Annotated in this window: 17 protein-coding genes and 4 tRNA genes; 7 read left to right on the top strand and 14 right to left on the bottom strand. The window is 37.6% G+C overall.

Annotated elements, in window-relative coordinates:
- Positions 1-4: 4 nt before the first annotated feature.
- On the bottom strand, positions 5-499 hold the full coding sequence (locus tag H4J39_RS04940) for a DUF1249 domain-containing protein (protein ID WP_182226259.1): 495 nt from the start codon (positions 497-499) through the stop codon (positions 5-7).
- Positions 500-1,138 (bottom strand): NUDIX domain-containing protein, encoded by a 639-nt coding sequence (locus H4J39_RS04935; protein ID WP_182226258.1) that lies wholly within the window; start codon positions 1,136-1,138, stop codon positions 500-502. It lies immediately after the preceding gene.
- Positions 1,139-1,335: 197 nt separating this feature from the next.
- On the opposite strand from H4J39_RS04935, the gene tolC reads away from it, so the two are divergent.
- Positions 1,336-2,697 carry an outer membrane channel protein TolC gene (gene tolC, locus H4J39_RS04930; RefSeq protein WP_182226257.1) on the top strand — a complete coding sequence of 454 codons (1,362 nt, stop codon included), beginning with the start codon at positions 1,336-1,338 and terminating at the stop codon, positions 2,695-2,697.
- Between the two features lie 166 nt (positions 2,698-2,863).
- On the opposite strand, the gene H4J39_RS04925 is transcribed toward tolC, so the two are convergent.
- On the bottom strand, positions 2,864-3,706 hold the full coding sequence (locus tag H4J39_RS04925; protein ID WP_182226256.1) for an HDOD domain-containing protein: 843 nt from the start codon (positions 3,704-3,706) through the stop codon (positions 2,864-2,866).
- Positions 3,707-3,970: 264 nt separating this feature from the next.
- On the opposite strand from H4J39_RS04925, the gene yegQ reads away from it, so the two are divergent.
- Both yegQ and H4J39_RS04915 read left to right on the top strand, forming a co-directional pair.
- Positions 3,971-5,371: a tRNA 5-hydroxyuridine modification protein YegQ gene (gene yegQ, locus H4J39_RS04920; protein WP_182226255.1), complete on the top strand. Its 1,401-nt coding sequence runs from the start codon at positions 3,971-3,973 to the stop codon at positions 5,369-5,371.
- Positions 5,372-5,380: 9 nt separating this feature from the next.
- The gene (locus H4J39_RS04915) at positions 5,381-5,626 is read left to right on the top strand and encodes a YfhL family 4Fe-4S dicluster ferredoxin (protein WP_182226254.1); all 246 of its coding nucleotides are present in this window, start codon (positions 5,381-5,383) and stop codon (positions 5,624-5,626) included.
- A 60-nt stretch (positions 5,627-5,686) separates the two neighbouring features.
- Here the strand turns inward: H4J39_RS04915 and H4J39_RS04910 are convergent, their stop codons facing one another.
- The 4 genes from H4J39_RS04910 to rppH form a co-directional block, all read right to left on the bottom strand.
- Positions 5,687-6,520: a thymidylate synthase gene (locus tag H4J39_RS04910; protein ID WP_182226253.1), complete on the bottom strand. Its 834-nt coding sequence runs from the start codon at positions 6,518-6,520 to the stop codon at positions 5,687-5,689.
- Between the two features lie 60 nt (positions 6,521-6,580).
- Positions 6,581-7,402, bottom strand: a complete 822-nt coding sequence (locus H4J39_RS04905) for a sulfite exporter TauE/SafE family protein (protein WP_182226252.1) — start codon at positions 7,400-7,402, stop codon at positions 6,581-6,583.
- Positions 7,403-7,438: 36 nt separating this feature from the next.
- On the bottom strand, positions 7,439-9,715 hold the full coding sequence (ptsP, locus tag H4J39_RS04900; RefSeq protein WP_182226251.1) for a phosphoenolpyruvate--protein phosphotransferase: 2,277 nt from the start codon (positions 9,713-9,715) through the stop codon (positions 7,439-7,441).
- Positions 9,716-9,852: 137 nt separating this feature from the next.
- On the bottom strand, positions 9,853-10,359 hold the full coding sequence (gene rppH / locus H4J39_RS04895; protein WP_146799994.1) for an RNA pyrophosphohydrolase: 507 nt from the start codon (positions 10,357-10,359) through the stop codon (positions 9,853-9,855).
- 161 nt (positions 10,360-10,520) lie between these two features.
- Between rppH and mutH the strand changes: the two genes are divergently transcribed.
- Positions 10,521-11,189, top strand: a complete 669-nt coding sequence (mutH, locus tag H4J39_RS04890) for a DNA mismatch repair endonuclease MutH (protein WP_310649718.1) — start codon at positions 10,521-10,523, stop codon at positions 11,187-11,189.
- A gap of 402 nt (positions 11,190-11,591) precedes the next feature.
- Here the strand turns inward: mutH and H4J39_RS04885 are convergent.
- From H4J39_RS04885 to H4J39_RS04855, 7 genes are all read right to left on the bottom strand, one after another.
- Positions 11,592-11,668: transfer RNA gene (locus tag H4J39_RS04885), tRNA-Arg, on the bottom strand.
- A 180-nt stretch (positions 11,669-11,848) separates the two neighbouring features.
- Positions 11,849-11,925, bottom strand: a tRNA-Arg gene (locus H4J39_RS04880).
- A gap of 94 nt (positions 11,926-12,019) precedes the next feature.
- Positions 12,020-12,096, bottom strand: a tRNA-Arg gene (locus tag H4J39_RS04875).
- A gap of 90 nt (positions 12,097-12,186) precedes the next feature.
- A tRNA-Ser gene (locus H4J39_RS04870) sits at positions 12,187-12,278 on the bottom strand.
- Positions 12,279-12,621: 343 nt separating this feature from the next.
- Positions 12,622-12,843, bottom strand: a complete 222-nt coding sequence (csrA, locus tag H4J39_RS04865) for a carbon storage regulator CsrA (RefSeq protein ID WP_182181867.1) — start codon at positions 12,841-12,843, stop codon at positions 12,622-12,624.
- 412 nt (positions 12,844-13,255) lie between these two features.
- A complete protein-coding gene (alaS, locus tag H4J39_RS04860) occupies positions 13,256-15,880 on the bottom strand; it encodes an alanine--tRNA ligase (RefSeq protein WP_182226250.1) in 2,625 nt (874 codons plus the stop codon).
- A 45-nt stretch (positions 15,881-15,925) separates the two neighbouring features.
- On the bottom strand, positions 15,926-16,372 hold the full coding sequence (locus H4J39_RS04855; RefSeq protein ID WP_182226249.1) for a regulatory protein RecX: 447 nt from the start codon (positions 16,370-16,372) through the stop codon (positions 15,926-15,928).
- Positions 16,373-16,560: 188 nt separating this feature from the next.
- Here H4J39_RS04855 and H4J39_RS04850 point away from each other — a divergent pair, with 188 nt between their 5' ends.
- From H4J39_RS04850 to H4J39_RS04840, 3 genes are all read left to right on the top strand, one after another.
- Positions 16,561-18,531, top strand: coding sequence for a BACON domain-containing protein (locus tag H4J39_RS04850; RefSeq protein WP_182226248.1), 1,971 nt, complete (start codon positions 16,561-16,563; stop codon positions 18,529-18,531).
- Between the two features lie 291 nt (positions 18,532-18,822).
- Entirely contained in the window at positions 18,823-20,982 is a 2,160-nt protein-coding gene (locus H4J39_RS04845) for a M3 family metallopeptidase (protein ID WP_182226247.1), read from the top strand.
- A 309-nt stretch (positions 20,983-21,291) separates the two neighbouring features.
- Positions 21,292-25,395 carry a hybrid sensor histidine kinase/response regulator gene (locus H4J39_RS04840; protein WP_182226246.1) on the top strand — a complete coding sequence of 1,368 codons (4,104 nt, stop codon included), beginning with the start codon at positions 21,292-21,294 and terminating at the stop codon, positions 25,393-25,395.
- The last annotated feature ends 122 nt before the right edge of the window (positions 25,396-25,517 follow it).

Here is a 25,517-nt window from a genome sequence, read left to right as displayed (position 1 = left end):
GGTATTACTCAAAAAGTGATAAGTTAACTTGACCTAACTTTAAACAAAGTTGCAGCCATTCTTTTAGAAATTGGTTAATCTGCTCTTTTTCATCGGGTAAATGCATTTTACTATTTGGATAATCGTATCGAGGTTTAACTTGCTTAATATCTTGATTGCTAATCACTTCTGCCATTCTGGCATCATGATATAAGCGAATTGTCATTTTAGGGCGTAAGATACGATCAAATATTGTTTGATTATCGTTACCATTCACCTTTTTATCTTGCTTTGCATGAGGCAGTTCTTGACAGATACTAATAAGACTGGTGTAACGCGTAATTTCAAGTATCGTTATGTTGTAAGATAAAAAATCAGAAATAAAAAAGTCCCGTTTATCACCAACAACCTCTCCATCGTTATTACTTGCCAATAAACGCACTAAGAACATATAGTTTATTTCACAAAGATTCATCAAGGTTGATAATCTAGGTTGATATTTCTTACTTTGTTTTATCATTTACGAAGACCATTTTTGCTGCAGGTGATGAAAGTTATTCTGTAGCCATTGTAACCCAATTATTGTTGCTGCATTGGTGATTTTCCCGTTTTCTAAAAGCGACATTGCCTGCCCTCTTGGCATAACATGTAACAAAATATCTTCATTCTCAGTTTCTAAACCATGCACACCATAAACATTTTCACTATCAACATTGGCGACATAGAGATGAATGACTTCACTCATACCACCAGGGCTTGAAAAATACTCCAGTACTTTATCTAGTTGATTTTTATTCAACGTTAAGTCAGCTTCTTCTTTTGCTTCGCGAATAGCAACGTCAATAGGAGATTCATCTTGGCCAAACATACCCGCAACAAATTCTAATAACCAGGGTGTTTCCCCCTGATCAATAGCGCCAACACGAAATTGTTCAATTAAGACAATGCGGTCATTGGCGGCATCATAAGGTATAACAACCACCGCATTACCACGTTCAAAGACTTCTCTCGTGAGTACTTTACTTTCCCCACCATCAAATAAGCGATGACTAAGTTGATATTCATCTATTTTAAAAAAACCTTTATAACAGGTTTTTTGTTGATAAATGGTGACATCTTCAGGTAAAAACCGTAAAAGTTGAGTGTTTTTTTTATACATAAACTTATTTTTTGTATCCATAATAAAGATTTTTAAAAAGAGAAAATATTACAGTTGAAGCAGCACTAGCATAAAACATTTTGTTACACTAGAATGCCTTCCTAAACACTTATTATATTTAGCTAAATAGAAAATAAAGATACGATAGTAACATAATAATATAGCGTACATGGCACACTCAAAGGAATAGCTCACTCATGAAAAAAACAATTTCGGCACTTATCATCGGTTTGGTTTGTGCAACTAACTCTACGTTAGTTAACGCTGAAGATTTATTGAGCGTATACAAACAAGCGCAAGCCAGTGATCCTACAGTATTAAAACTTCAAGCTTTATTTAATGCATCAAAAGAAGATATTGATCAAGCGAGATCTGTTTTATTACCACAACTTAGTGCTGCTGCTAGCTACACAGAAAGTGAGGGTGAGTTTATACCTACATCAGATGATGGAAAATCGTCTGATCGAACACTGACTAATAAAAGCGATAGCCTACGCTATGGCCTTAACTTAAACATGCAATTATATAATCATACCACTTGGTTAAGATTAGATAATGCGAAAAAAGCAGCCCATCGTAGTGATGTAACTTACCAATCGGCAAAACAAGAATTAATTGTTCGGGTAACAACAGCTTACTTTGATGTGCTTAGTGCAAAAGATGATTTAGATTTTGCAAAAGCTGAAAAAGCCGCAATCGAGCGTCAGTTAGAGCAAACAAAACAACGTTATTCTGTTGGCCTAAAAGCTGTGACTGATGTACATGAGGCACAATCACAGTACGATAATGCAGTTACTTCTGAAATTCGTGCTGAAAATAGCGTATTTACTGCTGAAGAAGCATTACGTGTTATTACTAATGTTTACCCCCGTGATTTAAATATCTTAAATACTGAACGCTTTAGCACTTCTCGTCCTATACCTGATAGCGCTAACGAATGGCAACAAACAGCTGAAGCTAAGAACTTAGATCTTATTAGTCAAAAAATAGCAGTTGACGTAGCAAAAGAAAATATCAATATTGCAAGAGCAGGTCATTATCCAACGTTAAGCCTAACCGGTAGCTATACAACCTCGGATCAAGACAACGAAGTAAACAATATTACCTTTAACAATCCAGCACTAGATAGTCAGTCTATCGGTATAACTTTAAACGTGCCTATTTATTCAGGTGGTGCAATCACAAGTGCTGTTCGTCAGGCGCAAAGTAACTATGTAGCCGCAAGCCAAGATTTAGAACAAACGCATCGCAATGTTGTTCGTAATACACGAAATGCTTATAACACAGTTATTGCTGCTGTTTCGGCAATTAAAGCGCTAGAGCAAGCGCTTGTTAGTTCTGAAAGTGCATTAAAAGCGACAGATGCTGGCTTTGAAGTGGGTACTCGTACTATTGTTGATGTATTAGATAGCACGCGTAATTTATACAACGCGAAACGTAATTTGTCTTCAACGCGTTATAACTATGTAAAATCAATTTTATCGTTAAAACGTGCAGCTGGAACCATTAGCGAGCAAGACTTAATTAATATTAACCAAGGGTTAATAGAAGCTAAGTAAACGAATCGTTCATCGATGTGCATGGACGCACTAGATTAGATATAGAAAGAAAGGGCACCCTGAACATATACGTTCATTGCCATCCATGGCACCACGTTATACCGTTCATCCTGAACATAAAAAGCCCTGAAATTCAGGGCTTTTTGTTAACGACTGCTTGTTGTTATTAACTAAACATAGCTTTTACATCAGTCACCATTTTTTGAAATTCTTCGCTCTCCATAAAGTTCACGTCAGATAAAATGCCTTTATTCACATAACTCTTTAAAAGCACTTCACAGGTAGATTCATTTTTGAAAATACCGTGATAAATAGCGCCGGCACGAATGAAATCTAAGTAATGAGTTTCCGCTGGCAATACAGTTAAATCACTCCAACTATTCACTAAGGTGATAAAGTCATCTGAAAATCCCCAAGCTTTAGTCACTTCCCCACCTATATCTCCAGATAGCTTGGCGATAGCTTGCTGTAAGAATGTAGGGTTAGCGAAAACATCTGGGTGATTTTCAGCTTCAGTTAAAATAGGTAAAACACCAATATTATGTACGAGCGCGGCGAGGGTTAATGTATCTAATGTTAATGACGTATGTTTATGACCTTGTACATAAAAAGTCATCAAGCTAATTGCGACAGAGGCAACATCAATCGTTTTTTTCCATGACTTTTTCAAATACATTGAAACAATTTCATTTTTAGAAACAAATACTTGTTCTAATGCCATAGCTGTAGCAATACTTTTTATTTGGCGTAGCCCAATACGAGTAACTGCTTGATTAACTGTTTCTACTTTTACAGAACGACCTAAAATAGCGCTATTAGCGACTTTCAACATCCCCATAGATAATGCTGGGTCATGACCGATAATGTCACTCATTTGGTTTAAATTAATGTCTGGATTATCTGCAGCCTCACGTACCTTGAGTGCTATTTCTGGTAAGGTTGGAAGTATAAGTGCGTCTTGTTTAATTTTTTCTACTAAAATCGTATAAAGGGCATTTTCAGTTCCCATAGTTTCGCCTTAATTATTATTATGTTTTATAACTTCTATTAAATAAAAAATAGCACACTTTTTTGCTTATATTATTATTTTAGGTCAAATATTAGTAAATTTTTTAATATGCTACTTTTACAGCTTCCCCCCCCCTTTATTTGTAATTTATGTTTTTAATGACTTATTATGATTTTCATCAAAGAACCGCCTCATAAGCTGATTGCCTAAGGTAAACGAAATTCTTATAATTTGCAGAATGTAAAATAACCTACCTCATAAATTATGTTAACACCTGAACTACTCTCTCCTGCTGGAAGCTTAAAAAACATGCGTTATGCCTTTGCTTACGGGGCTGATGCAGTCTATGCAGGCCAACCTCGTTATTCTTTAAGGGTACGTAATAATGAATTCAATCTAGAAAATTTGAACATTGGCATCAATGAAGCTCATGCCTTAGGTAAGAAATTTTATTTAGTCAATAATATTGCTCCGCACAACAGTAAATTGAAAACCTTTATTAAAGATATTGCCCCCGTTATAGCAATGAAACCTGATGCGTTGATCATGTCTGATCCCGGACTCATCATGATGGTGCGAGAAAGATTTCCCGATATGGCAATTCATCTCTCTGTTCAAGCAAATGCAGTAAATTGGGCAACAGTAAAATTTTGGCACCAACAAGGCGTTGAACGCGTTATTTTGTCACGTGAATTATCACTTGATGAAATTGAAGAGATCCGCTTTCAATGCCCTGAAATGGAATTAGAAGTTTTTGTTCATGGTGCATTATGCATGGCATATTCTGGCCGTTGCTTATTATCTGGCTATATCAATAAGCGCGACCCAAACCAAGGAACATGCACGAATTCATGTCGATGGAAGTACGATAGCCATCAAGCAAAAGAAAACGAAACAGGCGATATAATTGCAATTAATCCAGAGGTCTTAGTAAAACCAAAAATATTTACACCTGAGCCAAAAGACATCATCATTCCAGGGCAAAAACCAGTCGATGAACTTGTTTTACTTCAAGAACAAGGCCGACCCGGTGAATATATGCCTGCGTTTGAAGATGAACACGGCACTTACATCATGAATTCAAAAGATTTACGCGCTGTTGAACATGTTGAGCGTTTAGTTAAAATAGGGGTGCATTCATTAAAAATAGAAGGCAGAACAAAGTCATTTTATTACTGTGCTCGAACAGCACAAATTTATCGCCAAGCCATTAACGACACTTTAAACAATAAACCTTTTAATAAAAATTTGAATACTGATTTAGAGCACCTTGCTCATCGTGGTTATACCGAAGGTTTTTTAAAGCGTCATCGCCACGGCGACACACAAAATTATGACCAAGGCTACTCAAAGAGTGACACCCAACAATTTGTTGGCGAAGTACTCGCTCACAACGAAAAAACAGGTTTAGTTGAAATTGACGTAAAGAATAAGTTTTTAGTCGGTGACCGCTTAGAACTAATGACACCTACAGGTAATAAATCTTTTATTTTATCTCATATGGAGAATGTTAAAGGAGAAGCCATTCATGACGCGAAAGGATCTGGCCATAAAGTATCAATCCTTTTAGAAACAGAGCATGATCTAACCTTTGGAATTATTATGCGCTACCTTGACCAAGGAAGTACAACACGCCATCCCTTTGCAAAAAATCAACTAACGTAGTGACACTTTATGGCACTTATTATCCAAAGCACATGTATCAACTGTGATATGTGTGATCCAGAATGCCCTAACGAGGCGATAGCATTAGGTGAAGATATTTACGAAATTGATACCAGTAAATGTACAGAATGCATCGGGCATTATGACAAGCCTACTTGTATTAGCGTTTGCCCTATTGATTGTATCAAAAAAGATCTAATACATATTGAAAATGAAGCGACGCTCTTCGCTAAATTTATGCGTATGCATGGTTAACTGTATTTTCAGCTAAAAAAAGGAGCTAACCAGCTCCTTTTTTATTTAAGATAGAGGGTGCTAAACAGAAATAGGCGCTTTTATATGAGCGTGAGATTTATAATCAACTAATTCAAAGTCTTCAAAAGTAAAATCAAAAATACTGTCTATTTCAGCGTTTATCTTCATTGTAGGCAGCGCTAAAGGTGTGCGCGAAAGTTGTTCGTCAACTTGTTCCATATGATTTGAGTATAAGTGTGCATCGCCAAAAGTATGTACAAAATCACCTAATTCTAGATCACAAACTTGTGCGATCATCATAGTAAATAAAGCATAGCTGGCAATATTAAATGGCACCCCTAAAAAGATATCAGCACTACGTTGGTAAAGCTGACACGAAAGTTTTCCATTTAAAACATAAAATTGAAAAAGTGTATGACACGGTGGTAAGGCTTGTTTGCCCTGTGCTGCATTTTCTGATGGACTAATAGATGTATCAGGTAACAATGCCGGATTCCAAGCCGTTATAATATGACGTCTAGAATCAGGGTTAGTTTTTAAGTCGTGTATAAGTTGTGCAAGCTGGTCAATCGTTTCACCGGTTGCTGATGGCCAATTGCGCCATTGCACCCCGTACACTGGACCCAGTTCACCTTCTTCTGTAGCCCAGGCATCCCAAATTTTTACGCCGTTTTCACTCAAATACGCAATATTAGATTCACCCTTGATGAACCATAATAACTCATGAATAATCGATTTTAAGTGGCATTTTTTAGTGGTAACCAGCGGAAAACCTTTAGCTAAATCAAAACGCATTTGATAACCAAAAATACTTTTGGTGCCCGTACCTGTGCGGTCTGATTTTTCAACACCGTTATCACGAACATGTCGCATTAAATCTAAATATGCTTTCACTCTATTTCCTTCTCTAAAAATGCGTAGTCTTAAACAAACGATATTTTATACAAAATGTTATTAGCTTAGTATCATTTTTAACGCAACTAACATTAAAAATATCGCAAATGCTTTTTTGATAGTACTCACAGGTAACTTGCTTGCCGCTTTAACCCCTATAGGAGCAAAAAAAGAAGACGTTATGATAATACCAAGCAAAGCTGGCAGATATACATAGCCTAAGCTGTATTGGGGTAGATGCTCTTCACCAAAACCCGCAATAACATAACCACTAACGCCAAATATAGCGACAACCATACCACTGACTGTTGCGACCCCAATAGATTGACGTAAAGGCACTTTAAAGTAACTTAGTACGGGCACCAAAATAGCACCACCCGCAATACCCATAAGGCTTGCTAAAATACCAGTAAAAAAGCCAATAAGTTTAATAATAATGTTGTTGGGTAGTTTTTCATCATCACTATTATTAATCAATTTATTTTTCTTGGCCCGACTAATCGCAATAAACATATATGACGATAGAAGAAAAACGGCAATAGCAAACGTGTTTTTTAAAGCTTCAACTGAAAGCATATCTGCAATAAAAGCGCCCAACAATGAGCCTAATGCAATCGATAGCATTAATAGTTTTGCCAAAGGCCAAGGGATATTACTATTACGATGATGTGCTAAAGCAGCAGAGAGTGAAGTGATCACAATAGTGGCTAACGAGGTGGCAAGTGCCATCGGCATCACTAAATTTGGCTCAATCCCTAACTGTGGTAATAAATAAACCAAAGCAGGTACAATAATTAGCCCACCACCAATACCTAAAAGGCCAGCACAAAAGCCGACAACCGAGCCGAGTAATACGCAAGTTAGAAAAATACTCAATAACATTATTAACTGCTTCTTAAATTAAAGTAACGAAGAAAACTACCTGCCTGCACGTACAAAACCGCCTAAACCAAATTGCTCAAGTTGTTCATTTAGATAGCTGTGTACTTGTTTAGACGTTGAGAGGGTAAGTACATGTGCCAACATCAATTTAACTTGATGAAACTCAACATGGCGGATCACCCATTTTATTTTTGCAATATTATGCGCGTTCATACTGAGTTTGTCATACCCCATTGCTAATAATAATAAAGCACCTGCTGGCTCACTCGCTAACTCACCACATAAGCTCAATGGCACTAATGAACGGGTTGATTGCTCAGCTATATGGTTAAGTGCTCTTAAAACCGCAGGATGATATGAATTATATAAACCTGAAACACGTGCATTGTTGCGATCAACCGCTAATAAATACTGGGTTAAATCATTACTACCTACCGAAAAAAAATCAACCTTGTCCGCTAATTCAGGAAGTTGATAAATAATACCTGGCACTTCAATCATTATACCAATTTTAGGACGAGTAAGCTTTTTTTCACCGGCAAAGTTAAGCTCAGCAGACAGTTCATAGTAAGCTTGATTGATTAGGCGAGTGGCTTCATCTACCTCTAAAATACTGGAAATCATCGGTAACATTATTTCTAAGTTTTCCTGCCCAACATTAGCGCGTAGCATCGCGCGCACTTGTAACAGGAAAATCTCAGGGTGGTCGAGTGTAATACGTATGCCACGCCAACCTAGAAATGGATTGTCTTCATTTATAGGAAAGTATGGCAAAGACTTGTCGCCACCCACATCAAGTGTACGCATGGTAACCGATTGATTGGGAAAGGCGCTTAATACTTGACGATAAAGTTCAGTTTGCTCACTCTCTGAGGGAAAACAACTACGATTCATAAAGGGAATTTCAGTACGATATAAACCGATCCCCACTGCCCCTGAGTTTTTTGAATGTTCAAACCCAGAAGAAAGCCCTGCATTTAATTGCAGTTCAATAGCATGACCATCTTTTGTAATGGCAGGTAATTCCTCTACTTTTTTAACTTTGTCGGCAAGTCGTGTTTCTTGTTTGATTAAGTGTTGATATTCCCGTTGTAAAGCTTCATTAGGCTGAACAAAAAGCTCGCCACTATAGCCATCAACAATGCAGTTTTTTTGATGTAAACGGCTCAACGAAATTTTATCGATCCCCATAATAGCTGGCACACCTAATGCCCTTGCTAAAATAGCCGCATGAGAATTATTAGAGCCTAAAAGCGAAACGACACCTTTCAAACCTTGGTGCTGGTACTGCGCGAGCATAGCAGCAGTAACTTCTTCAGCAACGAGTATAAACTCCTTAGGAGGCGCTTTTTCATTGATATTTAAATTTTTTAAATTTAGTAGTAAACGATTACCTAAATCACGGATATCACTGGCTCTTTCGCGAAAGTAACTATCATCTAATGCTTCAAATTGAATTACATAACCATCAATTATCTGCTTTAAAGCACTTTCAGCAGTCCAGCCAAGTTTTATTTTATCAGACACCTCTTTCCCGATATTGGCATTGTCTAATAGCTGCTTGTACATATCGAAAATATCAAGAGAGCTGTCAGCAATAATGCCTTGCAGTTTACTTGTCATGAAATCGAAGTCTATGCGCGTTTTTGTAACCGCTTCTTCAAAGAATTGTAATTCTAGATCAGGGGTTTTAGTTCGCTGCAAATATACGGTGGCTAAACTTACCACAGGATAAACAACAAACATTTCGCCTATCATGACTCCTGAAGATCCAGCAACACCTTGCAATGCTTTAGTCCAATGACTGTTGGTATCTTGCTCGGTGATTAAAAAATTAGCTTCGGCATTGGCTAATGACGTTGCTAATTGGGCTGATAACGTCACTAAAAAGGCTTCTTCATTTTCGGTAAAATGCCTAGCCTCTTTTTGTTGAATAGAGAGTATGCCTAATACTTTACGGCGATGAATGATGGGGGTACCTAAAAAGGCATTGAGTTCATCTTCTTCAACTTCTGGGGCATGAACAAATTGTGGATGATGTTGCGCGTTCGCAATATTGAGGGGTTCTTCTCGTTGACCAACTAAGCCAACTAACCCTTCGGTAAAGCCAATCGTTGTTTGACCTAATGAACGTTCTGCTAATCCGTCAGAAGCCACTAGTAAAAAATGTTGTTTATGGTGATCCGCAAGATAAATGGAGCAACAATCAGTATTCATCGTTTCTTTTATTTGTACAACCATACGATGCAAAGCACTGTCGAGTTCAGCATTTTGGCTAAATTCAAGAACGATTCTACGTAGGGTCGTTAACATACTATTCCTTAAATAAAAATAGCTTGCAAGCAAGCTATTTATAACCGTTTCGCTTTAAGATACAGCTTATATCTTAAAGCGAAATAGGTATATTATACATCTGTGTTTTAATCGTAAAAACTGCTACATAATAATAATCAACTACGACGTTTACGGTTATGATGACGATAAGAAGGCATAGACGCCTGTGCAAATTCCTTCATCACTTTACGGTAAACTTCACGTTTAAAAGACACCACCTGACGCACTGGATACCAATAACTCACCCAACGCCAATCATCGAACTCTGGATGATCAGAGTGAAGTAAGTCAACAGCAGACTCTTCTGACGTTAACTTAAGTAAAAACCATTTCTGTTTTTGCCCAATACAAACAGGTTTACTTTCATGCCTTATTAAACGCTTTGGTAATTTATATCTTAACCAGTGTTTAGTCGAAGCAACAATGCTGACATGTTCCGGTTTCAATCCCACTTCTTCGTGCAATTCTCGGTACATGGTTTCTTCTGCTGTTTCTCCCTCATCAACTCCACCCTGTGGATATTGCCAAGAGTGTTGACCATAACGTCTAGCCCAAAATACTTGTCCTCTATCATTGATTATGACTATGCCGACATTAGCTCGATAGCCTTCGGCATCTATCAAAGGAATTCCCAATAACTTCATAAAATATAGTTTGATTCTTCCATAATATGGGCTTGCGGGCAATTAATTAATTTTTTATTTTATCTAACCATAGCGCGAAAAGTTTCGAATCTTTATACTGACCAAAGAAAGATCACTACTAAAGAGCCTTAGTTATTAAAATTAATATTCCCACTAATGAAAATGAATTACTCAAAAGAGCACAGGCACTAGCGGGGCTTAATTTAGCCGAAATAGCTGAGCAGGCAGGTGTAATAGTCCCTAAGGATTTAACACGCGAAAAAGGTTGGATAGGCCTTTTACTTGAGCAAGTTCTTGGCGCTAGCGCGGGGTCAAAGCCCGAACCAGATTTTCCACATTTAGGTATTGAGTTAAAGTCATTGCCCATTAATACACAAGGCAAACCATTAGAGACCACCTTTGTTTGCGTTGCACCATTAACAGGCTTAGTAGGAGCGAGTTGGCAAACCAGTCATATTCGTAACAAAATGGCGCGGGTGCTATGGGTGCCAGTTATTTCTGAGCGACATATTCCGATAGGCGAACGCATAGTTGGCACTCCCTTTATTTGGTCTCCGTCTCCTGAAGAAGAACAATTACTTGCATTAGACTGGCAAGAACTTACTGATATGATTGTTTTAGGGGAAGTTGAAAATATTTCAGGAAAACATGGTCAAGTGCTACAACTTCGCCCTAAAGCGGCAAATAGCCAAGCTAAAACACAAGCCTTTAATAAACACGGTCAACCGTTTCAAACACTTCCTCGAGGTTTCTATTTAAAAACTTCTTTTACCCACATGTTATTGCGTAACCATTTACGTATTGATTAATCCTCAACATATTATTAGTTGTGGTTTAGGTAAGCTGAAATACTCGAAAATGCTTTTCAGCAAATGTGGTGGGCGCGGCAGGAGTCGAACCTGTGACCGGCAGAGGTTCGCTTCGTAGCTCCTACTTTCTGCTCGATCTATCCAACATCATTTTAATCCTATAAAGTTTTTACTTTATTTTAGCCGAAAAAAAACCAATCCGAAGATTGGTTTATTCCTGCTTTACAGCAAATGTGGTGGGCGCGGCAGGAGTCGAACCTGCGATCGGGAGAGGTTCGCTTCGTAGCACCTACTTTCTGCTCGATCTATCCAACATCACTTTAATCCTATAAAGTTTTCACTTTATTTTAGCCGAAAAAAAACCAATCCGAAGATTGGTTTATTCCTGCTTTACAGCAAATGTGGTGGGCGCGGCAGGAGTCGAACCTGCGACCGCCTGGTTCGTAGCCAGGTACTCTATCCAGCTGAGCTACGCGCCCACAGTAAACGTTATTTAATATCTGGTTAAAAGATAATACCCATTATTTTTATAAGCTTGGTATATGCTTAACAATTCAAACACTATCACAAAGGATTATATTTTAATTATTGATGGTGCTATTTTACAGGAGAAAAAAAACCAATCCGAAGATTGGTTTTTTTCAGCTTTACAGCAAATGTGGTGGGCGCGGCAGGAGTCGAACCTGCGACCGCCTGGTTCGTAGCCAGGTACTCTATCCAGCTGAGCTACGCGCCCACATTAAACCTTTTTTAATATCTTGTTCAAAGATAATATCCATTAATTTTATAAGCGTTGATATTTGCTTATTCCACAATTCAATTAAGAAAAGTGGTGGGCGCGGCAGGAGTCGAACCTGCGACCGCCTGGTTCGTAGCCAGGTACTCTATCCAGCTGAGCTACGCGCCCTCACATGAACTATTTTTTATATCTTAGTCTAAAGATAGCAAATTTCTTTGCGTTTACTATTCTTATCAAAGTTACCCATGATAAAAGTAATGGCGGAGAGCGAGAGATTCGAACTCTCGAACGGATTTAAAGCCGTTACTCCCTTAGCAGGGGAGCTCCTTCGGCCACTCGGACAGCTCTCCATTTTTACTTCTTTACTGTAGAGTTACGGTATGTATTTAACATGCATACTATATAAAACGCTCTATCAGGCTATTAACCAGATACTCCCTTAACGGGTGAGTGTCTTCAACCTCTCGGTCACATCTCCAGTGGGTGCGAATACTAATGGATCGAGAAAATAAGTCAAACATTTTTTTCAATTTTTCTATAGTTTTAGAACTGTTTGCTGGGAATTCAACCAACAAGGCTATTATTCATGCTTAAAATGGTATTGTTCAATAAATTAAGTAAAAATAAATTAATTTTTAGCCATTAAAAAAGTCGGCTTTTGCCGACTTTTTTTAACGACAGTAATTAACAAAGCTAAAATTTGTTACCTGCTTCTGCTTCTGTTTCCCCTTCGCTATTATCACTTCCTGTTTTCTCTGCTTGTATGCGCATGTAAATTTCTTCACGGTGAACAGATATTTCTTTTGGTGCATTTACACCAATGCGAACCTGATTACCTTTTACGCCTAAAACAGTAACGGTAACTTCATCACCGATCATTAACGTTTCACCAACCCTACGAGTTAAAATTAACATCCTAAATATCCTTTATGTTTAAAAGCCAGTCCACTAAAAAATTATAAGCTAGTAATAAATTTAGTTTAATTTTGGTAAAAGTACATAATAAAAATTAAAAACTTTGTAGAAAATAGTTACTTAAGTTCACTAATACTCAGTTTTACTGCTATTTACAAAGATTTTATTACCACAAGTGATAACGAGTTATTAACTTTGTACTTATAACCAATATTGGCATTCTAGCAAGCTTATTCAAGCAATAAATAGATTTTTATAAAATTTTTATAACTATTTGTTATTATTAATATTGTAGGTAACGTAGGCTAACGTTAAATTAACAGTTGAATAACCTACTTCGCTATTTAAAAGATTTTCCATCAAAAAAGGAGCTAAAGCGCTCCTTAATGAAATATATTAGCTGGGTATAATATTACGATAGTTTGTCAGTTAACCATGCTTTCGCAGCATCTAGCGCTAAGGTTAGATGCTCAGGCTGAGTTCCCCCTGCTTGGGCCATATCGGGACGGCCGCCACCTTTACCACCAACGTGTTGTGCTGCTGTATTAACTAAGTCACCTGCTTTTACTTGTCCGGTTAGATCTTTGGTAACACCAGCGATTAAACCCACTTTTCCTTCTGAAGCGGTTCCTAAGAGAATGATACCTGAGCCAATTTTATTTTTGAGTTCATCCATCATACCGCGCAACGCTTTAGACTCTACACCCGCCAAATCTGCCACAAGTACTTTTACGCCATTAACATCAATGGCTTCGCTGATTAAGTCTGAACCAGCCTGAGCGGCAACTTGTTGTTTCAGTATTTGAATTTCTTTTTCGAGTTGCTTACTGCGACTTATTAATTGTTCAACTTTTCCAGGCATATTAGCAATATCAGATTTAACCATTGCAGCAACTAAAGATAGATTTGATCCTTGCTGCTCAGTGAACGCAAGTGCACATTCACCAGAAACCGCTTCTATTCGGCGTACGCCAGCAGCTATTCCTGACTCAGAAACTATTTTAACAAACCCGATATCACCAGTGCGCTCAACATGAACACCGCCACAAAGTTCTGTAGAGAAGCCGCCTAAAGTAACAACACGTACTTCATCATCATATTTTTCACCAAACAATGCCATCGCACCTTTTTCTTTAGCGTCATCTATCTGCATTAATTCAGTTTCACGCGCTAAATTATTACGTATTTGTTCGTTTACTAAACGTTCAACAGTTTGTAGCTCTGTTGGCGTTACCCCTTCAAAATGAGAAAAATCAAAACGTAACTTTTCAGCATCACATAACGAACCTTTCTGCGTAACATGCTCACCCAATACACGACGTAATGCCGCATGAAGAATATGGGTAGCGGTATGATTTTTAACAATAGCGGCACGTCGTTCAATATTTATTTCAGCTTTTACACGACGATTTACGCCTAAATCAACACGTGCAATACCTTTATGGGCAAAAGCATTACCCATTTTAGTCGTATCATGTACTTCAAAAATACCGTCATCAATATGAAGAATACCTTGGTCGCCTGCCTGACCGCCCGATTCAGCATAAAAAGGCGTTTTGTCTAGAATTACAATGCCCTGCTCGCCTGCTTTTAATTCAACAACCGACGCTTCACTGTTGAATAGCTCGACAATTGTTGAAGAGAATTCATTACGGGTATAACCTTTAAACTCGGTATTGTGATCAGATTTAAGCTGGTCGTTATAGTTAGAGCCGAACTGACTCGCTTGCTGAGCACGTTCACGCTGCAAGCCCATGGCTATATCAAAGCCATTATGATCAACTTTCAATTGACGTTCGCGGGCAATATCTGCAGTTAAATCAGCAGGAAAACCATAGGTGTCATAAAGTTTAAAGGTATCCTCGCCTGAAATAGTATCGCCTTTAAGACCAGCCAAAATATCTTCAAGTAAGAGCATGCCGCGATCAAGGGTACGACCGAATTGCTCTTCTTCAATACGTAGTATTTTTTCAATAACCGCTTGTTGACTAATCAGCTCAGGGTAAGCTTCACCCATTTGTTTGCCTAATGAGACTACTAATTTATGAAAAAAGTGTGATTTGGCTTCTAATTTATGGCCATGGCGTACGGCACGACGAATAATGCGACGTAATACATACCCGCGACCTTCGTTTGAAGGCATAACACCATCGGCGATTAAAAAGCTACATGAACGAATATGGTCCGCAATAACACGCAAAGATTTATGTTCTAAATCATTACATTGCAGTAACTCAGCCGTATCTTTAATTAATCCTTGAAAAATATCAATTTCATAATTGCTATGCACGCCTTGCATTATCGCTGAAATGCGCTCTAAGCCCATGCCTGTATCAACAGAAGGTTTAGGTAAGTTTTCCATTGTACCGTCAGCATGGCGGTTGTATTGCATAAAAACTAAGTTCCATATTTCAATGAAGCGGTCGCCATCTTCATCGGGTGAGCCAGGAGGTCCACCAAAAATATTTTCACCGTGATCATAAAATATTTCAGAGCAAGGGCCACATGGCCCAGTATCACCCATTGACCAAAAGTTATCAGACTCGTATTTTTTATCTGGCGACTTATCGCCAATACGAATAATTTTTTCTACCGGAATACCAATTTCGTCACGCCAAAAAGCAAAAGCTTCTTCATCGCTGTCATAAACAGTTACTAATAGTTTTTCTTTAGGTAACGCTAATTTAGTCGTCAAAAATTCCCATGCAAAACGCATAGCATCTTCTTTAAAGTAGTCACCAAAACTAAAGTTTCCTAACATTTCAAAGAAAGTGTGGTGACGGGCCGTATAGCCAACATTCTCTAGGTCATTATGTTTACCACCGGCACGAACACAACGTTGTGAAGAAGTCGCACGGGTATAACTGCGGCTCTCGGCCCCCAGAAAAACATCCTTAAAAGGAACCATGCCCGCATTAGTAAATAATAACGTCGCGTCATTACCTGGAACTAATGAACTACTTGGAACAATTTGATGTTGCTTCGACGCATAAAAGTCTAAAAATGTTTGACGTAATTGGGCACTAGTTTTAATCATGGGAACGTTCACTCTCTGAAAAGTTAATTCTTGAATTTTATTCGTTTAATCGTTACGAGTATCTTTAATCAGCGGCATGATTTCATCAGGAGAGAAACCTCGATACTGCATAAATCGAATGCGTTTTATTTTGTCTTTTTGGTCTTTAATCGTACTTGCGCCAAAACGTTTATTATACGCAAGCTCGGCTTGAAGATACCAATCAATTTGTTGATTTTTGTTCAGTTCAACTATAATACTGTCACAAACACCTTTTTGTGCCAATTCATTACTGATATAAAGCCAACCATAACCTTTATTGAGACGACTACAAAACAAGCATTCGGCAAAACGTTGCTCACTTAAATAGTTTTTTTCGATTAAGTATTCAAGAACTGGCGTAATTTCATCTTCGCTGTATTCACGTAATTTGAGTTTTTCCATTAACTCTTGATAAGAATGCTCGCGACGGGAGAGTATATCTACCGAACAATGTAAAATTGCTTTATTCAATGAATAATTACCTTTAAAGACATTTTTCACTTATTTTACCGCTAAATTAACGCATAATCATAGTGTTCACTTATTTGCTTTTCGCATAAATAATTAAGTTTTTACTTTGAGTGAATAATCACGCAGAATAAGTTGTTATAAAGTAAGCGTTACGTTTATAGATAATCAGCAAATAAACAGGGATCTGTATGAAGGTATATTTTAAGAACCTTAGTCAAATTTTTACCATTTTTTGTATTACATTTTTACTTTCTGCCTGCGGTGGGTCTAGCGACAAATCAAAAAATTATATAATTAGTACTGATGTATCAACGATTAGCTTCAGCAATGAAATATTGACTGAATTTCAAGATTCAATATCGGTTAATGTTACCTTTGAAGGTGATGGCTTATTAGTCGGTTATGCACCAGACACTCAACCTGTTGGCTGGCTAGCATTTAGAACTGAAAATATAACCTCAAATTCTGCCACTGTTCATATCGACTTAGCGCAAGCTGACCAAATTAATATCGGTAAATACGTCACAAAACTCCGTTTTTCTACAGGTGAATTAACAGATAATAGTACAACCTTAGTTCATCATGATATTGATGTTTCATTGCTGATTTGGCAAGCCAATATCAACACTGATTTGTTAAGTTTTCGAGGTACTTTTGGGGATACCGAAATTCCAAGTCAAACTATAGCGATTACCAGCGAAAGTAATGATTGGCAGTTAACAAGCGATGTTGACTGGATAACGTTTGACGTAACGTCAGGTACTGGCGATGCCACCGTAAAAATCACTCCAAATATTAGTAGCTTTACCTCTGCACAATTATCAAGTGGAAATATCATTCTCACCGAAGTAACAACCGGTGACAAAAAACGTATTCCTATTGAAATAGGTTTAGACAATCAGTATTTATATACCAGCCAAGCGAGTTTAGCTTTTACTTCAACGGCAAATATCTCTGCGCTTGAACAAACCCTAAAAGTAAATACCAACAGCAGCGCTACCGTGAATTGGCAAGCCAGTTCAACAGCAACTTGGCTAACCTTAACAAAACTTGAAAATGATTTTCTTAAGGTGACCGTTGATGTGAGTGTTATGCCTGTAGAAGCGATGAGTGAAAGTAGCATAAGTGTCAGTGCTATTGAAAATGATGCGGTTATTAGCAGCACAGTACCGGTCTCATTATTTCAAAATACCGAACAGACAGAAACTAAGATCATCACAGATATCACCGTAAATAACGACACAATGATCTCGGCCCCCAATATGCCCTATTTTTATGTAGGTTCAACAAATAAGTTACACGTTTACCAGCAATATAGTGGTGAATTGTTACACGCTATCGTTATTGCACCTGAAAACACCTTACTTGAGCAATTTATTGTTCACCCTAACGGCAGGAAATTACTCGCAAAAGCCATTGAAACGATAACGAATGACGACGGCACCACTACAGACGTTGTTCATCGTTATAATGTTAATTTAAGTGATTATAGTTTTAGTGAAATTGAAACACCTACCATTGAGTTTGAACCAAGTCGTTATGTTCAATTTGCAGGTCGTTACTTTATTGTTACACAAGCATTAGAGTTTGCTGATGATAGCCTGCAGCGTTTATTTCGAGATCCTAACCTGAGCACTTTAGCGGCAAGCGTAGATCAAGCGAATGAAACAGAAGCACTTTATACCTTAGATGCTTCAGTACTGCCAATTAAACGTTATACCGCGCAGGTTAACGATTTCACCCAAGATAAAATAATCACCCTATTAACACATGAATATAAACCAGAGTTACTCGCTGAGAACGACAGAGTTTCAGGCCTTGTCGTCAATAATAACGAAACAGCGCTTTATATTAACAGCCCAACCAGTGAACATATCAGCTTTGACGGAACAACGTTTACCGATAATGGCTTGCTGACCCAAGCAGAAGGTGCAACGACACTATTCGTTGAAAAAGGTAGCAATCACCTTACTTATTATGTGCGCTTTGACCCCGCAAGCGGATTTATTGTTAATGTTTACAATCAACAATCAGTATTGACTTCAACCATTAATACCCAGGGCCAGCAGCCCACTAGCATCAATATTTCAGCGGACAGTAAACGTTTATTAATAGATGCGTCATTAGGCACTCAAATTGAAATCGTAACGGTAGAATAAGCTCAATACTCAAAGCCGTGATATTTTATGAGTACCATAGAACCCCGTGCTAGCCACGGGTTTTTTATATCAAACTTATTAAAGACGATTTCGGGCTAAGCTTCAATCTACAAAGCATACGCCAATAATATAGCCAGACAACAATTCAGCTTTTTAAATCGGTTATTCACCGTTTTTATCAATGTCTGCCTTGTACCTTGTCAAAGAGCCACATAGAATCAGTCTATTAACTTTGTTGATAATGTATTTACAAAGTCATTTTATTTACCAAAATTTAATAAAAGGTCATTTATGAAGAAGCGCTTATTAGCCCCTCTTGCCATTGCTATTGCATTAGCGGGTTGTCAATCAAACGACAGCAACACCAGTAAAGCTCAAGAAAGTAAACAAACAACTCAGCAAGCTGAACATGTAAATCTATTGTTTAGTGAGTTTACGACACCTCACGGCATTCCTCCTTTTGATCAAATTCAAAAAAGTGATTACTTACCTGCTTTCGAACAAAGCATCATAGATAATAAAAAAGAAATTGCTGTCATTGCGAATGCGACGAATGAAGCAACATTCACAAATACTATTGAAGCCATGGAAAAGTCAGGTGACTTTCTCAACCGAGTAAGCAATGTGTTTTATGGCTTAACGGGATCAATGTCTGACGAAGAAATGCGTAGTATTGCCAAAGCTGTATCACCACAATTATCAGCGTTAAATGACGATATTAATCTTAATGCTAAATTATTTGCACGTGTAAAAGCGGTTTACGACAAAAAAGATCAGCTGAACTTAAAAGTAAACGAATTAACATTACTTGAAAAAACCTACAAAGGTTTTGTCCGTGGTGGTGCTAACTTGTCAGATGCTGATAAAGTAAAGTTACGCCAGCTTAATACACAATTAAGTGAATTAAGCTTAAAGTTTGGCGAAAATTTATTACACGAAACTAACAGTTTTGAAATGGTTATTGATAACAAAGCTGACTTAGACGGTTTGCCCAGCGATATTATTGCGGCTGCTGCGGTTACCGCAACAGAGCGAGGCTATGATGGTAAGTGGGTGTTTACTACACATCGTCCCAGCAAAAACCCGTTCTTAACCTATGCAACTAACCGCAAATTACGTGAAACTTTATATAAAGGTTACACCATGCGCGGCAACAATGACGACGCGTTTGATAACAAAAAGATTGCTGCAGAAACAGCAAGCTTACGTTACAAAAAAGCGCAGTTGCTCGGTTACAAAACTCATGCCCATTTTGTCCTTGAAAATGCAACAGCCAAAACACCAGAAAACGTTTTTGGTTTATTAAATCAAGTTTGGCCAGCCGCTTTAGCAAGAGCAAAAGAAGAGTCAGCCGATATACAAAAACTGGCGAATGAACAAGGCGCAAAAATCGAAGTAGAAGCATGGGATTGGTGGTTTTACTCAGAAAAAATTCGCAAAGCTCGTTACGACATCGACGCCGCTGAAACTAAGCCTTATTTTTCACTTGAAGGGACTTTACAAGGTATTTTCTTCACTGCTGAAAAACTGTGGGGCGTAACGTTTAAAGAACGTAACGACTTACCTAAATACCATGAAGATGTACGTACCTTTGAAGTCTTTGATAAAGACGGAAGCTATGTTGGTATTTATATGACTGATCATTACGTGCGCGAAAGTAAACGTGGTGGTGCTTGGATGAGCAGCTTCCGTAAGCAACACCGTATGTATGGTGAAGAAGTTACTCCTATTATTTACAATGTATTGAACTACCCTCGTCCTGTTGGTGATACACCGACATTATTAACCTTTGACCAAGCCTCAACCTTATTCCATGAATTTGGCCATGCTATTCAAGGGTTATTGTCTAATGGTTATTACCGCTCTCAAACAGGTACTGCTTTACCGCGTGACTATGTTGAGTACCCATCTCAAGTGATGGAAAATTGGATGACAGAGCCAGAAGTATTGGCTAACTTTGCTAAACATTACAAAACAGGCGAAGTGATCCCAATGGAGCTGGTTGAAAAAATTCAAGCTTCAGGAAAGTTTAATCAAGGTTTTGGTACCACTGAATACCTTGGTGCTGCTTTGCTCGATATGAGCTGGCATTCTTTGGAAACCGCCGAGATACAAGATGCGGCTGCTTTTGAGAAGAATGTATTGTCTGAAATAGGCTTAATAAAAGAAATTTCACCTCGTTATAGAACTGGCTATTTTTCACATATATTTTCTGGTGGTTACTCATCAGGTTATTACGGCTACATTTGGTCGAATATCTATGATGCAGATACTTGGTTAGCGTTTAAAGAAAATGGCATTTTTGATGAAAAGACCGCTGATTTATATCGCAAACATATATTAGAACCCGGTGGTAGTGAAGACCCAGCAGTAATGTATCGTAGATTTAGAGGCCAAGACCCTAAGGTTCAGCCATTGCTTGACCGTCGTGGTTTAACGACAACTAAATGACGTTAACCGTAATATTATTAATATCCGTTATTTAAGGCTCCGTCATGCTGATACTACATTTATATGAGTCTCAGCATGACGATTTACAACTAAAAAAGATATTAACTGACATAGCGTTTTATGATTGCTAAAAAAACCTAAGTGCTTATATTTACATCCTGATATCATGCTCACTACTGTTGTCTTTAGCGGGATAACATCCAGTTTTAAAAATTTTAATAAAAGTTTATTTGTATTGTTTGTAACCTAATAATGTAATAATAATATTTTTTAAACGCCATGTAATTCACTAAAGTTAACCCCCCTATTATGAAGTCAAAATCTGCTGTATTACTCATATTGAAAGGTTTTGTAAAAATGAGTGTTATTTTCAATAACAATAAAATAAAGCCTTCGCTGTTTTTATTTTTCCTCATACTTTTCCCTTCCTGCGTTTCATTCGCTGCGGTGCAATCGACTCGGTTTGAGCGTCTATCTATTGAAGATGGACTGCCACAAAGTAATGTAAATCAAATACTACAAGACAGACAAGGCTTCATATGGGTAGGGACTTCCAACGGGTTAGCACGTTATGACGGCTATACGTTTAAAGTATTTAAACATAGTGGTAAAAATCAGAACTCACTAACAGGCAATGTAATTCGCACTATATTTGAAGATAGAAGTGCTAACCTCTGGATAGGTACAGAAGTTGGACTTAATCACTTTAATCCGAGAACGGAACAGTTTAATCGCTTTCGTCACAATGCTAACAATCTAAATAGCTTAAGCCATGATGTTGTCAATGCAATAACGCAAGACCGTTCAGGCAATATTTGGATTGGTACTCGGGGCGGACTTAATCGTTTTGATCCAAAAACAGGGCAGTTTACTCATTATAAATACAATATAAATAATCCAAAGAGTTTAAGCCATAATAATGTCTGGGCAATATTAGAGGATAATAACGGCGAAATTTGGGTTGGCACTCATGCTGGTCTTAGTCGCTTTAATGCAAAAACCGAGCAATTTACTCATTACTTTCACAATGCTAACGACCCCAATAGCATAACTCAAGGAACAGTTTGGTCAATAATTACTGATAAGCAAGATAATCTTTGGATGATTACTGAAAACGGCTTAAATCGATTTAGTCTGCAAACTGAGCAATTTACTCATTACCGCCATAAGGCTAATAATGCTAATAGTTTAAGCGATGGCGTAGTTTTAACGTTAGCAGCTGATAAAAACGGCAACCTTTGGATTGGGACAAATATGGGATTGAATAGACTGAACCTTGAAACTGAGGCTTTCACCTATTACCGTCATGAAGAGGCCAATATAAATAGCTTAGGCTATGGTGATATTATGGCTATCTTAGAAGACAGAGAAGGTAATATTTGGTCAGGAACTAACAAAGCGGGTCTTAGCCGCTTCAATCCAAAAATAGAGCAGTTTGGTCATTACCGTCGAGATATCCTTAGCCCCGTGAGCTTAAGTAATAATTGGGTTGCTGCTATCGTTGAAGACCAGCAAGGCGATCTTTGGGTGGGAGTTGATTCAGAAGGTATTAATCGCTTTAATAAAAAAACTCAGCAGTTTGAGCATTATAGTATCAATGAAACTAACCCAGAAAATATAAGTAATAACTGGGTTAACGCAATAACTAAAGATCACCAAGGCAATATTTGGTTTAGCACTAGAAGTGCATTAAATAAATTCACCCTCAACACTGAAGTATTCAGTACGTATCGGCATAACTTGAATGATTCAGACAGTTTAGGTAGCAGAGGTATCCAAGCGATAACTGAAGACAGCCAAAATAACCTTTGGGTCGGTACGGCTAATGGCCTAGATTATTTTCTCCCTAAAACTGCAAAATTCAGGACCTATCAGCATAGTGAAGTTAATTTAAACAGTTTGAGCCATAACCATGTTTTAGCAATAACTGAAGATAACCAAAAAAATCTTTGGGTGGCTACTGCTGAGGGCCTTAATTACTTCAATCCTAAGACTGAAGTATTTACTCATTATCGTCATGATATGACTCAACCAAACAGTTTAAGTCATAATTATATTAGCTCAATAGCTTTAGATGACAAGGGTAACCTTTGGGTAGGCACCATGAATGGTTTAAACCTTATGGATATGAAGTCAGGGGCGTTTGTACGTTTTACCGAAGAGGACGGATTACCTGATAGCACCATTTATGCAATAGAGATTGATGAGCAAGGTTATTTATGGATAAGTACCAATCAAGGCTTATCTCAATTTAACCCCAAGTCTAAAACGTTTAAAAATTATGATGTTGGCGATGGCTTACAAAGTAATGAATTTAATGCTGGCGCTTCTTATAAGAGTGACAGTGGCGAATTGTTTTTTGGCGGCATTAATGGTTTTAATCGATTTTTTCCTGATAAGCTAATTCAGGATAACAATAAACCTGTGGTCGTTTTCACCGAAATGCTATTGTTGAATCAATCAGTCGCTATCGATGCCAATAAAGAACACGATAAAAATAAGGCAAAACCTGAAGATGATACACTTTTTTTGGAGAAAGGGATCCATGCAACATCAGCAATCACTTTAACCCACAAAGAAAATTTAGTGGCGTTTGAGTTTAGTGCTTTACACTTTTCTGCCCCGAAAAAAAATCAATATGCATACAAGCTTGAAGGTTTTGATGACCATTGGATAATGACCGATTATAAAAATCGCCGAGCAACGTACACAAATCTATCTGGTGGTGAATACTTACTAAGAGTAAAAGCAAGCAACCCTAATGGTATTTGGAATGAAGAAGGTGTTTCACTTAAAATAACCGTGCTACCACCTTTCTGGAACTCTTGGTGGGCATATACGTTATATTTCATCTTATCTTTGCTCATATTAGTCTTTTTTATTAGGGCTCATCAAAAAAAAGCAATTTTTGAACGTGACCTTATTAAGCAATTAGAGCATCAGGTTTCCACACAAACGGCTTCAATCAAACAAGAATCAAAAAAGGTTATTAAGGCGAATGAAGTCAAATCTCAATTCTTAGCGAATATGAGCCATGAGATAAGAACACCTTTAACCTCTATTATTGGCCAAACTGAAGCGATATTGCATGGTGATATTGATAACAGTGATGATGGCATAAAAGTCATATATAACAATAGCTTGCATTTACTGAGCTTATTGAATGACACCCTAGACTTAAGCAAAATAGAGGCAAATAAATTTGAATTAGAAATAACGGCCTTAGATCTCATACAAATACTTATCGACATTAAAAATATTTTCTCAGAGCAAGCTAAATCTAAGGGCTTAAATTTTACTATATACCATACTTTACCCTCCCCTTTTATGATCAATATTGATGGCTTTCGTTTAAAGCAAATCCTTATTAACCTTTGTTCAAATGCCATTAAGTTTACTGAAAAAGGGGATGTTGCTATTGAAATATACGCGCAGCATTATAATCATATCAACGAATTAACTTTCATAATACGTGATACAGGCATAGGTATCAGTGATGAACAATTAAGAAGAGTGTTTGACGCCTTTACGCAAGCAGATACCAGCATTAGTAGGCGCTTTGGTGGCTCAGGTTTAGGGTTAAATTTATCTGAAAAGTTAGCAGACTTCATGGGGGGAATAATCGATGTTGAAAGTGAGATAGGTCAGGGCAGTATTTTTACGTTGATATTACCGTTCACTCCCACCAGTTCAACTGAGATTGTAAAAGAATTCAAAGTAACAAAGAAGACCTACAGTGGCGCTATTTTATTGGCTGAAGACCATGATGATAATAGGCATTTAATGAGCAGACTACTGACCGGACTAGGTTTTGAGGTTTATACTGCGACCAACGGCTACGAAGTAATAGAGTCTTACTTTAAAAATAAACCTGATTTAATCTTACTTGATATTCAGATGCCAAAAATGGATGGTATAGAAGCGATAAAAATTCTAAGAGCTAGATCTTGTGAAGTGCCGATTATTGCATTAACGGCAAATACCTTAGCCAAAGAGCTAGAACAATATTTAGCACTAGGATTTAATGGATTTCAAGCTAAGCCTTTTGAGCGACAAAACTTTATCAATACCATAGCTAAGTATTTTGAACCGCCTATCAATAACAGCCACGAAGACAATAGCTCGCTAACTCATAGCAGCATTTATATATCTGATTTGGTTGCTAAATTTGAAGTGGGTTTAATTGCAGAACATAAAAAATTCATATTATTGAACCAAGCGAATGATAATGATGCACTTGCTAAACAAGCACATAAACTAGCTGGAGCCGCACAAATGTTTGGTTATAACAACATAACACGAGTCGCAATGAGCTTAGAGTCCAACATTAAGAAAAAAAATTCTGCCGATATTAAATCTAGCACCCATGAGCTTATTGCGGCGTTATTAACAATTATTAACAAAAGTGACTGATAACGTTTCTCATCATTTTATCTGTTAGCTCATTTGAAGCATATTCATTAGGCTCTCAGTACCACATCATACTGTTCGTCGTAAACATAAAAGCCCCAGTAAGTGCAAACTTACTGGGGCTT

The organism is Colwellia sp. Bg11-12, assembly GCF_014076955.1.
Lineage (GTDB): Bacteria > Pseudomonadota > Gammaproteobacteria > Enterobacterales > Alteromonadaceae > Colwellia_A.
The sequence above is the reverse complement of the archived record's forward strand: the minus strand, read 5'-3'. Positions and strand labels throughout refer to the sequence as shown.